At 48.8% G+C, this 14739-nt stretch carries 15 protein-coding genes; 4 read left to right on the top strand and 11 right to left on the bottom strand.

The window, feature by feature from the left end:
• The 6 genes from AB3G37_RS12520 to AB3G37_RS12495 form a co-directional block, all read right to left on the bottom strand.
• Positions 1-978, bottom strand: coding sequence for an ABC transporter ATP-binding protein (locus AB3G37_RS12520; RefSeq protein WP_037377856.1), 978 nt, complete (start codon positions 976-978; stop codon positions 1-3).
• 9 nt (positions 979-987) lie between these two features.
• Positions 988-1971 (bottom strand): ABC transporter permease, encoded by a 984-nt coding sequence (locus AB3G37_RS12515; protein WP_009636066.1) that lies wholly within the window; start codon positions 1969-1971, stop codon positions 988-990.
• A gap of 11 nt (positions 1972-1982) precedes the next feature.
• A complete protein-coding gene (locus AB3G37_RS12510) occupies positions 1983-2948 on the bottom strand; it encodes an ABC transporter permease (RefSeq protein ID WP_369787963.1) in 966 nt (321 codons plus the stop codon).
• Positions 2949-2966: 18 nt separating this feature from the next.
• Positions 2967-4547 carry an ABC transporter substrate-binding protein gene (locus AB3G37_RS12505; protein ID WP_369787962.1) on the bottom strand — a complete coding sequence of 527 codons (1581 nt, stop codon included), beginning with the start codon at positions 4545-4547 and terminating at the stop codon, positions 2967-2969.
• Positions 4548-4836: 289 nt separating this feature from the next.
• Complete coding sequence (locus AB3G37_RS12500; RefSeq protein WP_369787961.1) at positions 4837-6333, bottom strand: UbiD family decarboxylase; 1497 nt, start codon at positions 6331-6333, stop codon at positions 4837-4839.
• Positions 6334-6385: 52 nt separating this feature from the next.
• On the bottom strand, positions 6386-6961 hold the full coding sequence (locus AB3G37_RS12495; RefSeq protein WP_369787960.1) for a non-oxidative hydroxyarylic acid decarboxylases subunit B: 576 nt from the start codon (positions 6959-6961) through the stop codon (positions 6386-6388).
• A 166-nt stretch (positions 6962-7127) separates the two neighbouring features.
• Here AB3G37_RS12495 and AB3G37_RS12490 point away from each other — a divergent pair, with 166 nt between their 5' ends.
• Positions 7128-8030, top strand: a complete 903-nt coding sequence (locus tag AB3G37_RS12490) for a LysR family transcriptional regulator (RefSeq protein ID WP_369787959.1) — start codon at positions 7128-7130, stop codon at positions 8028-8030.
• On the opposite strand, the gene AB3G37_RS12485 is transcribed toward AB3G37_RS12490, so the two are convergent.
• Complete coding sequence (locus AB3G37_RS12485; RefSeq protein WP_369787958.1) at positions 8027-8356, bottom strand: multidrug efflux SMR transporter; 330 nt, start codon at positions 8354-8356, stop codon at positions 8027-8029. The two genes, AB3G37_RS12490 and AB3G37_RS12485, sit on opposite strands and share 4 nt — an antisense overlap.
• A 659-nt stretch (positions 8357-9015) precedes the next feature.
• Here AB3G37_RS12485 and AB3G37_RS12480 point away from each other — a divergent pair.
• Together AB3G37_RS12480 and AB3G37_RS12475 are read left to right on the top strand one after the other, a co-directional pair.
• Positions 9016-9195, top strand: a complete 180-nt coding sequence (locus tag AB3G37_RS12480; RefSeq protein ID WP_037377859.1) for a hypothetical protein — start codon at positions 9016-9018, stop codon at positions 9193-9195.
• A 459-nt stretch (positions 9196-9654) separates the two neighbouring features.
• Positions 9655-10449: an SDR family NAD(P)-dependent oxidoreductase gene (locus AB3G37_RS12475; RefSeq protein WP_369787957.1), complete on the top strand. Its 795-nt coding sequence runs from the start codon at positions 9655-9657 to the stop codon at positions 10447-10449.
• A 7-nt stretch (positions 10450-10456) separates the two neighbouring features.
• On the opposite strand, the gene AB3G37_RS12470 is transcribed toward AB3G37_RS12475, so the two are convergent.
• The 4 genes from AB3G37_RS12470 to AB3G37_RS12455 form a co-directional block, all read right to left on the bottom strand.
• Complete coding sequence (locus AB3G37_RS12470) at positions 10457-11044, bottom strand: pyridoxamine 5'-phosphate oxidase family protein (protein WP_369787956.1); 588 nt, start codon at positions 11042-11044, stop codon at positions 10457-10459.
• A gap of 26 nt (positions 11045-11070) precedes the next feature.
• The gene (locus AB3G37_RS12465) at positions 11071-11571 is read right to left on the bottom strand and encodes an AAA family ATPase (RefSeq protein WP_369787955.1); all 501 of its coding nucleotides are present in this window, start codon (positions 11569-11571) and stop codon (positions 11071-11073) included.
• Between the two features lie 157 nt (positions 11572-11728).
• On the bottom strand, positions 11729-12205 hold the full coding sequence (locus AB3G37_RS12460) for a DUF4440 domain-containing protein (protein ID WP_369787954.1): 477 nt from the start codon (positions 12203-12205) through the stop codon (positions 11729-11731).
• Between the two features lie 209 nt (positions 12206-12414).
• Positions 12415-13275, bottom strand: coding sequence for a pirin family protein (locus tag AB3G37_RS12455; protein WP_369787953.1), 861 nt, complete (start codon positions 13273-13275; stop codon positions 12415-12417).
• 424 nt (positions 13276-13699) lie between these two features.
• Here AB3G37_RS12455 and nac point away from each other — a divergent pair, with 424 nt between their 5' ends.
• Positions 13700-14623, top strand: a complete 924-nt coding sequence (gene nac, locus AB3G37_RS12450) for a nitrogen assimilation transcriptional regulator NAC (RefSeq protein WP_009636078.1) — start codon at positions 13700-13702, stop codon at positions 14621-14623.
• Positions 14624-14739: the final 116 nt, after the last annotated feature.

Genomic DNA, 14739 nt, shown 5'->3' with positions numbered 1-14739 from the left:
TTAAAGATTCAGACAGGCAACGCGCGTTTCACCGCGGTTTTCCAGCGCGGGTGAAAGTTGGCAACATTGCTCAAGTCGTTGCGAGCAGCGGGGATGAAAAGAACAGCCGCTGGGCAATTGATTAAGGCGCGGCATTGAACCGTCAATTTGTGCCAGACGTTCACGCCGCTCGGTGAGGCTTGGGATCGAGGCCATCAGGCCACGGGTATAAGGGTGTAACGGTTGCAGCAAAACCTGCTTCACAGGGCCAGTTTCAATAAGCTGACCGGCGTACATAACCGCAACACGGTCACAAATTTCGGCGATCACTCCCATATCGTGAGTAATAATCATCACCGCGGCGCCATGTTGCCTGCACAGGCGTTTTAGCAGCCCCAGCACCTGCGCCTGCACCGAGACGTCAAGCGCAGTGGTTGGCTCATCGGCAATCACTAATTCCGGTTCAACGCACAGCGCCAGCGCAATAATAATTCGCTGGCGCATTCCTCCTGAAAACTGATGAGGATACTGTTCCAACCGCTGTTCGGCGCTGCTGATACCCACTTCCCCCATTAACTCGATGGCTCGCTGGCGGCTTTGTCGGGCGTCGAGCGGCAGGTGGGTACGAATGGTTTCAATCAGCTGTTCGCCGATAGTCAGCACCGGATTGAGGCTGGTCAAGGGGTCTTGAAAGATGCAGCTAATCTTTCTGCCGCGCAGCAGACGCCTGCTCGATTCATCAAGATTATCAATGCGTTGACCGTTGAAGAATATTTTGCCTGCGCTGATGCGACCCGGTAACTCGAGCAGGCCGGAGATAGCAGCACCGGTCAACGATTTACCGGCTCCCGACTCGCCAACCACACCGAGGATTTCGCCGGCCTTCAGCGTGAACGAGACGTCACGGATAGCCTGTAGAGCGCCTTTACGGTGCATAAATTCCACACTCAACCCTTCAACCTGGAGTAACGGTGCTGGAGGTAAATTATGGCTATTCATCGTCGCGTCCTATCGTAGTTTAGGGTTGAGAATATCCCGCAGCCAGTCGCCGAGGATGTTAAACGCAAGTGACAATGTCACCAATACTAATGCCGGGAACAACACCACCCACCACTGTCCGGAAAACAGGTACTGGTTGCCTTCATTAATCAGAGTGCCAAGAGAAGGCTGGTCAGGCGGCATGCCAACGCCGAGAAAAGACAGCGTCGCTTCTGTCAAAATAGCTAAACCAAGATGCAGGGTAGCCAGCACGGAAACCGGGCTTAACACATTGGGCAAAATATGCGCGAACATAATGTGCAGGTCACGACCACCGCTGACTTTCGAAGCCAGCACGTACTCTTTTTGTTTTTCAAGAATAGTCAGACTGCGAATGGTTCGGGCGTATTGCATCCAGCCGGTGAGCGTTATCGAAGCGACGATAATCGGCATCGCTATCTCCGCCTGCAGCTCTTTAGGCAAAATTCCGCGCGCTACGCCGCTGATAAGCAAGGAAAACATAATAGTTGGAATACTTAGCATCGCGTCGGCGAAGCGCATAATCAGGGTATCAATCCATCCCCCAAGATAGCCGCTCAATACTCCAAGGAGCACGCCCAGCAGCAGAGAAAGCCCCACGCTGGTAAGGCCGACAATCAGTGAAATATGCAGCCCATAAAGGATTAGCGACAGCAGGTCGCGGCCCTGTACGTCAGTGCCGAGCCAGAAATGTGCATCACCGCCCGTCATCCAGGAAGGAGGCAGCTCGGAGTTCATCAAATCAAAACTCGAGGCGTCAAAAATGGAATAGGGTGCCAGCCAACCGCTGAAAACGCCGGAAACCAGCAGTATCACTGTCCAGATAAAAGCCAGTACGGTTATCTTTGATTTCCAGAAATAATACAGGAAATCACTATCTGCAAAGGCAAGTAGGCTTTGGCGTAATAGTTTCAACCTGCCAGGTGCTTGTGCCGGGTTAAATTCAACGGGATGCTGGGAGTCAGGATTAATCATAATGTTCTCGCTCAGGACTTTTTCATACGCGGGTCGATCAGGTAATACAGCAGATCCACCAAGGTATTAATGACAATGAAGATTAATGCGATGAATATTAGGTAAGCCGAAATAACCGGAATATCGACATTATTAATCGCCTGAATGAAAAGCAGCCCCATGCCGGGCCATTGAAAAACGGTTTCGGTAACAATCGCAAAAGCAATAAGTCCGCCGATCTGCAGTCCGACAATAGTGACTACTGGCAATAACGCATTGCGCAGCGCGTGGCGATAATAAATACTGGCCTTATGTAATCCACGCGCTTTGGCAAATTTAATATAGTCAGTGCGCATCACTTCGAGCATTTCTGAACGCACCAAACGCATTATCAGCGTGATCATAAATAACGAAAGAGACAGCGCGGGCAGCACAATAGATTTCCAGCCGCCGATGCTAAGCAAACCGGTGCTCCACAGGCCAAAATGAGTGGTTGCGCCGCGACCGCTGGAGGGGAATATCCCCAGATAAACCGAGAACACAATAATTAGCAGAATGCCTATCAGAAAGCTCGGCAGTGACACGCCAATCAGTGAAAGGAGCTGCACCAGACCCAGCAGCAGCCGATTCTTGCTGATTGCCGACCAGACTCCCAGCGGAAAACCAACCAGCAGCGAAATTGCCACGGCAACGATAACCAGTTCTAGCGTAGCGGGGAGGCGCTCCATAATTAAATGGAATACGTCGACCTGGTTATAATAGGAAATACCAAAATCACCGTGGCAAATACGCACAATAAAATGCCCAAACTGAGTCAGCATCGGGTCGCCAAGGCCTAATTTCATGCGTAAGTCATTACGCTCCTGCTGGGTTGCGCTCTCAGGAAGCATATTATTAATGGGATCGCCCAAGTACTGAAACATGCTGAATGAAATAAAGGCCACGGCCAGCATTAGGCCAATCATTTGCAACAGTCGTTTAATGATATAACTTACCATTGTACGTTCTCTCTATTCTCAGTTCTGATTAACGCGGGCATACCAGAGGCGGACAACATTATCCGGGCTCTGCTTGAGCGTCAGGTTTTTATTTTCCACCCACACCACCGGCTCATAATGCATTGGCATATAAGGCAAGTCGGCCTGAGCCAGATTTATTTCCTGGCGCAGCATATCAGTGCGTTTTTTATCATCGAGTTCAGGAATAGACGCTTCAATTAACTGGTCAACCTGCTTGTTGGAATAGCGAGGGATATTAAACATACCAAAACCGGTATTATCATTGGTGTGCAGCAGCTGAACTGAAATACTGTAGGCGTCCATGATGGGCAGATTGGCCCAGCCCAATACTGCGATATCAGTTTTGCCATTATCTGTGATTTGGTTATACACACTGTTGGTGTGCATGGTCAGAGTGGCGGTAACGCCTATTTTGGCCCAGTAACTTTGTACCGCCTGACACCACTGTGGCGCGTTCATGTAAGAACCTTCCACGCAGTCAAATGCCAGCTTGAAGCCTTTGCCATAGCCAGCTTCTGCCAGCAGCGCTTTGGCCTTGACTGGATCGTAATCAAGTTTAATCGCATTGGCTGCATCATAACCCGGGATCTGCGGGGCGAGATAAGTGTTGGCGACCTGAGTCATGTCGCGCATGATTTTTTGACTAATCGCCTGGCGATTGACCGCCATCATCAGTGCCTGACGGACACGTAAATCCTTGAGCGGATTCTTGCCGTCCACGTTGCCGGCGTTAAGGGTGTCACGCAGATTAAAGGTCAAAAAATCTACCCGCAAAGAAGGGCTAACCAACGTCTGAATAGTGTTGTCTTTGCGCAGCCTGTCGATGTCCTGCAAAGGCACGCTGGTCACCAGATCATATTCTTTCGCCAGTATTCCCGATAGCCGAGTGGCGTCTGAGGTAATAGGTTTAAAGATAATCTGATCGACGTTGCCTTCTGAATGGTCCTTATTCCACCAGGTTGGGTTCTTCTTTAAAACCATCTGTGATTCGCGCTGGCGGCTGACAAGCATAAACGGCCCTGTGCCGTTGGTATTATTGGTTGCGTAACCCTCGGTTCCCTGACTCATGCTAGTAGGTTTAAGCGCGTTATGCTGAGTCATCCATTCTTTATCCATCATCATTACGCCGCTAAGTTCATTGAGCGCGATACCACTTTTTTGTTTGAGATGAATATCAACGGTGTATTTATCCACCGCTACCGCGTCTTTAATCGTTGAAGCATTGGCACGAATGCCTGAATCGGGATCGGTAACGCGAGCAATCGAGGCGACGACATCGGAAGAATCAAAATCATCACCGTTTTGAAATTTCACGCCCTGACGCAGATAAAAGCGCAACGTGGTGTCATTGATAAACTCCCAGCGTGTTGCCAGTGTCGGTTGCAGTTTTAAATCGTTGTCGCGCTGAAGCAGAGCCTCGTAAATGTGATTTTGAAAAGTCAAAGCCGTGGTGGATGCAAAGGCGTCCGGATCCAGGGTGGGAATATCGGCAGCAACGGCCCAGCGAACAATATTCTCGGCCTCGGCGGCCTGCGTCGCGATGCAAGTCAATAAAAGCGGCAGCACGTACTTTTTCATCTGAGCTTCCTTCACACATTAATGGGGGCAATTACCGCACCAGCGAGAACATGCATGGGCGGGAAACACTAGCCACATTGCTAGCAATTATTAAAAGCAACCATCGTGCCAAGCAAGATGTAAATTTAAAATAATGTTCTTTTCTATTTATTTCAATGGGTAAGGATGGTGAAAGGTTTTTGGGTTTAGGAGGTACGGGAGGCATTTAGAAAGGGCTGCGCATCTTTTGGGCAGCCCTGCATCGTCTTGGTGCTAATTGCTAGCAATAAATCTCATTCGAGGGGAAATCTCATGACACCTTAAAGTCTGGGATAAAGCGAGTGACGTCAACTTCCATAAATTTTGAACGTTCAAAGTTGTGTCTCAACTTATAAGGCACGGTGCAGTCATAGATAGTTTTGCAGGAAATGCCGTGGTCTGGAATGCTGGGGCTGAACGCCGGATCCTGAGAAGGGTCCAGCGGATGGCAGCGCACGCCTGGAATAAAAATGGTATCAACGTCGCCCTGATAACGGGTTGTCATTGCCCACATCACATCGGAAAGGTCAAAGATATCAACGTCATCATCGACTAAAAATACGTGTTTCAGCTCAGAGAATGCGGAAAACGCCAGCAAGGCGGCCTGACGATGCCGGCCCTCGTCCTGGGGTCCACGTTTACCAATCTGCAAGAAAGCAACATATTTGCCGGTGCCTGGCGACGGGCAGTGCACATTTTTCACTAATCCCGGTATCGCGCGCTCAACCATATCGAGAATACTTGCTTCGGTCGGAATACCGGCCAGATTGGTGTGCTCGTCGCTTGGCCCAATGCAGGTTTGCAGGAAAGGGTGCTTGCGGTGAGTGATAGCCTTGACTTTGATCACTGGAACTTCAGCTTTCGCATCACCGGTGTAACCAGGGAATTCTGGCATCGCCTTGCCGGTTTTAGTATGCTGGTCTTCCTGCACGCGATAATTGGGTACCAGTTCGCCTTCAATCACAATTTCAGCATTGGCGATGGCACGCGCCTTGACGGCAACCCCCTCGACCAGCTCCACGGCTTTACCGCGCAAGCCTCCGGCAATCGCCAGCTCATCGTAACCTAGCGGGGTTGTTGGCGGCTCGAAACAGGCACCAATCTCAATAGCTGGGTCCACGCCAATACTGATAGTGATCGGCAGTGCTTTACCGGCTTCTTCAGCCTTGATACGGAACTGATCCAGATGGCGACCCGGCACAAAATACATCGAAATTTCGTCTTTACCCTGCACACACAGGCGGTGAATGGTGACATCGTGCTCGCCCGTTTCCGGGTCCGCTGCGTAACACATCCCCATAGTAAAGTACGGACCTGCATCTTCCGGCGTATTGGTCGGGGCAGGCAGCAGTCTGCGCAAGTCGAAATCTGCATCGGTGGCTAAATGCACCACCTCCTGACAAGAGGCTTTATCGTTAGGGATGACTACCGGCGGAATGGCGTGTTTTACCGAATTGCGCAGCAGATGACCCAACTGTTCTTTTGGTGCACCTAGCAATCGGGCAACGCGCTGGCGTGATGCTAACAGTCCAATCAACACGCGGCAGTCGTCATAGCCTTTGATTTTGTTAAACACCATCGCCGGGCCGGTTCTGGTTGGGCGCATAACCGTTCCGCCCGCGCCGACATAGCGATAAACGCCTGATAACTCTGCGGCAGGGTCAACAGGTTCGTCGGTTTCGATGTATTCATCATCGAAGGTTTTGAGTAAGGCAATGGCTGAACGTAAATCGTAAACGTCGACATTATTATTAACTTTTTCAGACATAAGTTGACTCCGGTTTATTAATTTTAATCAGACTTGATAATCAGAAGATTAATTAGCGGCTACTTTCTTTTAATCCATCCCAGCGCTTTGTCTCAGGGAATTTCAGTGAAAACTGATCCAAAATACGTGAGGCAATGTGATGGGTAATATCGTTTAAATCTTTAGGATGGTTATACCAGGCGGGCATAGGAGGAATAATGCTGGCGCCCATTTTTGATAATGCCAGCATGTTTTCAAGGTGAATGGTGCTTAACGGTGTTTCTCGCGGCACCAGAATCAGTTTGCGTTTTTCTTTAAGTACCACATCGGCTGCCCGGCCAATCAGGCCATCGGCGTATCCACTGCGAATGCCTGCCAGTGTCTTCATGCTGCAAGGGATAACAATCATCCCTTCAGTTAAAAAGGAACCTGAAGATATCGTGGCTCCCTGATCGGCTGAACTATGATAAAAATCCGCCAAGCCGATAACATCGCGGGCCTGATAAGGCGTTTCAAGTTCGATAGTTGCCTTTCCCCAACGAGAGATAATGAGATGAGTTTCCACTTCAGGGATAGATTTGAGCATCTGCAATAACATTATTGCCAAAGGTGCTCCGGTTGCGCCGGTAATACCTACGATAATTCTCATTGGTTCTCCTTGATCCCATCCCGGTTTCTGCGCAGATTATCAACGCCGCATCTTGGGGATTTCTTCTAACAAATTAATTTATTTGCCAATTATAAAATGGCTATAATAAAACTCTAATCAAGAAAAAGCCTTTATTGATAACGAATCGTTATTACAGGAATTCGGCATGGACTTAAGAAAACTCAAATCCTTCGTGGTGCTGGCAGAGACTTTGCACTTCGCCAGGGCTGCCGCCAGAATAAACATGACTCAGCCCGCGCTAACCAATCACATCAAAGGGTTGGAGAAGGAGTTGGACATCAGACTGTTTGAGCGCAATCAGCGGCACGTTAGTCTGACTCTGGAAGGGCAAGCGGTGCTGGTTGATGTACAACGCGCGGTGAGTCAGCTTGAAAATCTGCAACAAACGGCCAAAAGATTGTCCAGCGGTTATAAAGGTGTTTTACGTCTGGGCTATGTGGGAACGTCGGTGCTTGACCCGACAGTAATGAACCTGATTCGACAGTTTAAAAGTCAATATATCGACATCGATATCATCCCGGTGGAGAGCGATGTCAATCGCCAACTGATGCTGTTGCAGCAGGGAGAGTTAGATTTGGCGCTGGTCCGCAGACCGTTACCGCTGTATCGCAGTCTGGCTTTTAAGGATTTGGTTTGTAATAAGTTGAATGTGGTTTTGCCTGCGAATCATCCATTGGCCAGCAAAAAAAGTATTAGCGCTGAGGATTTAGCAAGCGAATCATTGATTCTGCATGACGATCCAACCGGGGTTGGCCTGGGAGGCGCGGTGGCCAATATTTTCCAGCGCAAGGGACTGGTGCCACACAGCACGCATTTGACCAAAGAGGTCAACGTTGCGACTGCGCTGGTGGCAATGGGGATGGGAATTGCCATCGTTCCCGACTCACAGCGTTCTCTATTAATAAAAGAGGTGGTTTTTCGGGAAATGGAAGATCCGCTGGCGGTGACCGAACTGACACTGTGCTGGCATAAACTCATCAAAAATCAGAGCGTGAAGCTGTTTATCGAGCACGTTGAAGCCGTGTTATCAGTAAAATCAGCAGGTTAATGACCTGCGGTTTTTGACAGCAGATTGATCATCAGCACACCGACGATAATAAACACCATGCCACCTATCGCGTAGCCATCAAGTTTTTGGCCAAAGAAAACAAAACCGGCGCAGGCGACCAATACAATCCCCATACCCGCCCAGATGGCGTAGGCGATCCCGACTGGCATCGACTTTAACACCAGTGATAGCAGAATAAAGGAAATGATGTAGCCAACGACGACGGCAACAGAAGGGTAAAAGCGGGTGAATCCTTCTGAGGCTTTTAACGAGCTGGTGGCGATAACCTCAGAGATGATGGCAATAAAGAGATAAATATAAGTCATAACGGTGTTCCCAGGCTTGATGAGCAGTGGCCCGGAGAGATCTCCAGTGAAATAATGAGTTAAAAATGCATCGAAACAGTAGGCAGCATAACATTTTTAGGCGCGGATATATCAGTCAAAATCAAAACAGGGATTAAACACCGCTAAAAGATAGGCTATAGAATTAATAATTTTAACTCGGCAAAACGGCAAAATCGTAAACAGTTCTGAATGTATTCTTCAGTTATGGAGTCACGCGCAGTTCTACTAAAAATCTTATTAGGCGGATTAAAAAAATTAAATAAATTTCTAGCAAGCTTAATTTCTCTGGCGCGCTCCCTACGGCAGGCGAATGGAAGCGATCACCTGGGTTAATCTGGCTGCAGAGCTGGCTGAAAAGGCATGAAGTAATGTGGCTGCTGGCTTCACTAAGTGCGTAGCACGCTAAATATCAATTTATGTTGATATATCAACAAAGGCTGTCTGTAAATTTTTCTATTTAAATCAGTTTGATTGCAAATTACCCAGGTTTTCAGCCTTTATCTACATTGATTTTATTCATCAATAGCCTATTTTTAATGACAGGCGCTCCGGGAAATATCTCTTGCGGCGTACTCATAGGTTGGGATGTTTATTTCATGACTCCAGCCTTGTTAACTTAACCTCTGGAGGCTAGTAATATGAACAATGACAACGGATTACGTGAACTTTCGCTGGATGAAATTGAGCAGGTGAGTGGTGGTTTTGTGCTAGATCTGTCGCCAATCATTAAAGCTGATGTCGACCTCGGTGCCGGAGTCGATGGGCTGGTTTCTGGCTTGTCATCCCTGCTAGGCCTGGGCGGTATTCTTCATCTTTAGAAAGCGAGCAAACTGTTGCTTGCCACACTCTGTTACCGGCCATTTAATTTTCTGGCTGGTAACAGAATGACTAGAATAAATATTTTGATAAAGATTTTATGATTACTCACCTCAATACATGTAATTCGCTAATGTTACTCTTGATTTAAAGCTATCAACGGAGTGTTTTAATATCCACTCTGACTCCTGTAAAAGATTTGATGAATTTATAATTTTTTAGTGAGTACTAAAAATGCCGAGTGGTTATTTTCCTGCTGTATAGAATTAATAAACTACCAATAATCCATCTCCTTAAACACTCTGCGACAGCACGTTAACCTCAATATAAAGCAGGATCCCGATGGGGTTTGCGACAATACTTAAAGGCAGTTTGTTAAGTAATATTGATGGCTTAATAATCTCTACGTCGAGGTTTATAGTCCTGAATGGTTATGTTTTACAAATAATTAGGAGATAGTTATGGACCTGGGATTAAAAAATAAGCGCGCGCTGGTAACGGGCTCAACGGCCGGTATCGGATTGGCTTCTGCACGCGCTTTAGCCGCCGAAGGTGCCAGTGTCACGGTCAATGGCCGCACTCAGTCTCGTGTTGACAGTGCGGTGGCGTTGATTAAGAACGAAGTGCCGGGAGCACAAGTTTCGGGCGTTGTCGCGGATTTGAGCACCGCACAGGGCTGTGAAGTATTGTTCAAACAGCTGCCTGAAATTGATGTGCTGGTCAATAATTTGGGCATCTTTGAGCCTAAAGCCTTTGCAGAGATTTCCGACCAGGACTGGTTACGATTTTTCGAGACCAATGTGTTAAGCGGGATCAGAGTTTCCCGTCATTATGTCGAAAGTATGCGTTCGCGTAACTGGGGAAGGATCGTTTTTGTATCCAGCGAATCGGCACTGCAAATTCCGACCGAGATGATCCACTACGGGATGACCAAAACCGCCCAGTTGGCGGTAGCGCGTGGGCTTGCAGAAACTCTCTCCGGCACGGGTGTGACTGTAAATAGCGTGCTGCCGGGACCAACATCTTCGGAAGGTGTGGGAGGATTTGTGGCCGAGATGGCGAAGAGCCGTGACGTGGATGCTTCGGTTATAGAACGCGAGTTCTTTGAGCATGCACGACCTTCATCGGTAATTCAGCGTTTTTCAACCCCGGATGAAATTGCCGCAATGATTACCTACATTTGCAGCGAAAAAGCCTCGGCAACAACCGGCGCGTCGCTGCGAGTTGATGGCGGCGTGCTGCGGTCGATTGCCTAAGCGACTGTCACGGGTTAATCCATTGACTGCTCGCACAGATGCCCGAATCAGTGTAGGTCAGCAGTGCTCGCTGATTGTTTTCTCTTTTAAGCTGGTACCAATCCAGCATGCTGACCTTCACAATTAACACGCCGAAATTGGCTTTTCCATCTGCGGTAACAGAAGGTGCTGGTTCGGCATTTTTATCTGCCGCGTCAAAGGCCAGCCCATCACCAGGAGGCCCGGCTGCATAGGTGTTTTGCGTGTGTGGGGATAATTTACTCCATGCTTTTTCAGCCACTTGACTCTCGGGAGCATGCAGTTCAACGGTTCCTGTCAGTCGTAGCTGTAGTCGCGTCTGGTGACAGTATCCCAGTATTGTCACGTTGGGATTAGCGGAAATCTCCAGCCATTTTGGGCTGCGCGCATCGGTGTGAAATTCCAGTTTCCGAGCTAATTTGTCTGCGCAACGTAATACCACCATTCTCGCCTGAGGCCTGCTTTGGGCATCTACCGAACAGAAATTCACATAGCGAAAAGCAGAGTTTGGGGATCTTCCCGCGACTTCAAGCTGTGCCCAAGATGAGCTATCTATATCTTGCAGACCCATCGACATGCGCTTTCTCCCATTGATGACCCGCGTCAAGCGTACTCGACGATGTTAAAACCCTCGTCAGCGCCTGGCTCCTGAAAGTAACGCGTAATTAAATCAAACTGTTCATCGGTAGCTGAAAAGTCATGCGCAGCTGCTTCATTGCGCGCGCGCAAACGGGATTTACAGACCTCATCGGGAACCTTGAGATAGTGTAAACAGTGATTTGCCGCCGAGTCTCGGATGATGCTCTTCATCCATTCACGATTTGTGACGGTGTTTGCAGGAAAATCTAGCACCACCGACACCCCGGCGCGGAGTAACGAAATCAGATGTGGTTTCATTGCCATCTTAAGTTTCGCCGAGCAGCGAACATAATCAGCTACCGAATGCATTTCTTCAGCAAAGAGTGCCGTGAGCCAAGTGTCTTCAGCAATCACTATCGTGCCTGAATCTGCTGCCAGTCGGGCTGATAGCGTTGATTTTCCTGACGCAATTTTTCCACATAAAAGATGCAGGGTCGGCTGGTCTGTCAGTGAAACATGATTCATGGTTTACCTCACTTATGGCAAATCACTCGTTTTGGAGTTTGAGCGCCATGCTTCGTCCCTGAATATTGCCAAATTATAAGATCTGTCGAAGCAGACATTGGTATCACAATAAACCTTGCGACCAGCATTATTCCCTGCTCGCACGGTTTGACAACGCTTAGCCGTTAGCACTTTCTGCAACCGTGGGTTCTACCAGGCTCAAGTGCCAGCCTTGCGCATTATGCTGATAGATGGCCACAATTTTGCCACTTTCTCTGTGAAGCTTGCCATTTTTTCCGGGGACAGTCACAGAGAAATCGGCGATTGAGTAGCCGCCGTCTCCCTTCAGGTACACCTGTTCAATCTTGATTGAATGGCCCTTGGCGCCGGATGCAAAACGTTTGACGTAATAATCGTGCAGTGCGGGTAGGCCACTCACCACTGGACCCTTGGGTGAAATCAGCACCCCATCTGTTGCATAGAGTGCCGCCATGGCGTCAGGATCTTTGGCGGCATAATGACTGTCGTATTCATGCCCCAGCTTAACGGCAGCAGCCATTAAATCGGCCTGACTGACCTCTGCTGCCATCACAGACGAAGTGGCCAGCGTGGCTGAACATAGGCATATTACGGCGATATATTTTGAGAATTTCATGAATAACTCCTTTGGTAGGTCAATGACATTCGGATAAATAATAGGGAATCTGATTATCTTTAACCTCCTTAACCGGTTATCAGTCTCAGGCTTGAAATATTGCCTAGCAGGCTAACTATATAGGCATTAATCCTCAGCCACTGCAACCTGGACTGTAATTATTGAGGATTGTTGAAATAAGTCACCTTGATAATAACCGGTGCAAAAAGTTAGCCATCGAGCCTCACGTTAAATTTACCTGCCTGATAATCCAAAATAGCCTGATTGATTTCCTGCACGGTATTCATCACGAAAGGTCCGTGCGAGACCATCGGCTCTTTGATTTTATCGGCATGGCCAAACAGCAATACGGCATCTTCCAGGGCTTTGATAGTGACACTGTCGTCTGAGCCATCCAGCTCAATCAAATGCCAGGCCTCAGCGGGTTGGTCGCCAATTTCAAGCCGACCTTTTACGGTGTACAGGAAAACTTCCCGCGCTGCAGGAGCGTCTAGTGTGATCTCACTGCCTGCCGCAAGCTGAACCGTCATCATGGTAACGCCGGTCAGGCTATTGATCGGGCCTGAAATACCCGCGACTTCGCCGGAAATCAGACTGACCCAGCCTTGGCCTTTGCTCAACGGAATTTGCGGAATATCTGCCGCCTGCAGCCCAACGTAGCTAGGAGCGGTCATTTTGAAACGGGCAGGGAGGTTAATCCAAAGCTGCAAAATCTCAAGTTCGCCGCCGTGCTTTTTAAATGACTCTGGAGAAAGCTCGGAGTGGATCAAACCAGAGCCGGCAGTCATCCACTGCATGCCGCCTGCGCCAATAATACTTTCATGACCACCGGTGTCTTTATGAGAAAGTTCACCGCGTAGAATAAAGGTTACAGTCTCGAATCCGCGATGAGGATGAGGGCCAAAAGGCAGCCCGAGGTTGTCCGGTGCATAGACCTGCGGACCGTGGTGATTTAAAAACAGGAAAGGATCGAGCTGTTCCAGCTGCGGACCCGGAACCGGTCTGCGCGTTTGCAAATCTCGAATATCGTCGCGATACGCCTTGTACTGCTGCTTAATTTTCTGGGTCATGATGTTCTCCAGTACTGCAAGTTTGTTCAATGAAAGCACTTTAAAAGATAGCGCAAAGATAGGCTTAGTGAGTTTCATCTTAAGCGATTGTCTAATATGTAAAAAATGCTTAAAAGTAAGCACCTATATCCTGGACTTTAGGGTAACAGCTCGGCGCCGTGCAATTTGCCACGCACAAAACATCACAAAAATTTATTGATAACAGAGACTGCACTAAATAGGTGCGTGGAAACGGCGGGGCGAGGATGGCAGGGGGATTGATGTTGGAGCAGATTAAAATCAGTCCATCGGCTTTACTTATGATCAAAACCTGAGTTTTCCTTAATTAGGTGCTTATTAAGGAGAAATATGCGCGCTGATAAAGCATGTGGCCCGAAAATTGCTATTACCTTATTAGGTAAGGGCATTTTCAACGAGGTCAACTATGAATCTCCGGCGTTTAAAGTATTACGTTAAAATCGTGGACATCGGCAGCCTGACGCAGGCAGCCGAAGTGTTGCACATTGCGCAACCGGCGTTAAGCCAACAGCTGGCGGCGCTGGAAAGCGAGCTTGATCAACAGTTGCTGATCCGTACTAAACGCGGGGTGACGCCGACTGAAGCCGGTAAAATTCTCTACACCCACGCGCAAACTATTTTGCGTCAATGCGAGCAGGCGCAGAGTGCCGTAGATAGTGCGGGGAGTGCGTTGGGCGGCTCCGTTTCTGTGGGGCTGGCCCCCTTTACCGCCGCCTCGTTGCTGGCCATGCCGTTGATTCAAGCCGTGAAAACGCAGCATCCAGGTATCGTCTTGTATCTCAACGAGAACTTTGGTTCGCCGATGAGTGAGCAAATCATGAATGGCCGCATGGATATGGCGGTGATTTATGGCGATAAGCCTGTACACGGCCTGTCATTCGTCCCGCTTATGAAAGAGGAGTTGTTCCTGGTCGGTTCGGCTGCAGTCGCCACACCGGGGCCATCTATCGACCTTGCCGAGGTGGTCAAACGCGATTTGTTCATGCCACGGCCCTATAACGTGGTACGTCGGCTGGTGGATGAAACGCTGCTGCGTGAAAAGCTCAAAGCCAATATCATTGCCGAAATAGAATCGCCTTCCACGCTGAATGCCGCAGTGCTCAATGGTCTGGGGGTGACTATTTTGCCGGAATCTGCCGCCCGCGCGATGGCCGCACAGCCGGGTGTCTGGCTGTCGCGTATTGTTTCTCCGGGCATTCAGGCCCCGCTATCGTTCTGCATGTCTGACCATTTATCTCTGTCGCCACCCGCGCAGGCGGTAAAAGACATTTTGCTGTCATTAATGGTCAAGAGAACGCAAGACAATCGCCCGCTGATGCTGGTTCATTGATCACGTTTAACAACAGCTTAACTCATTAATAAGACTCTCTTATCACCACACAGGGAAACCCTCTTACTGGCTGATTCAACGGCAGGCTACAGTGGCCGTATTAACCGACCAGCACA

It is taken from the genome of Rouxiella sp. WC2420 (assembly GCF_041200025.1).
In the GTDB taxonomy this organism is placed as follows: domain Bacteria; phylum Pseudomonadota; class Gammaproteobacteria; order Enterobacterales; family Enterobacteriaceae; genus Rouxiella.
Note: the sequence above shows the minus strand (reverse complement) of the source record. Positions and strands in the feature narration are given on the sequence as shown.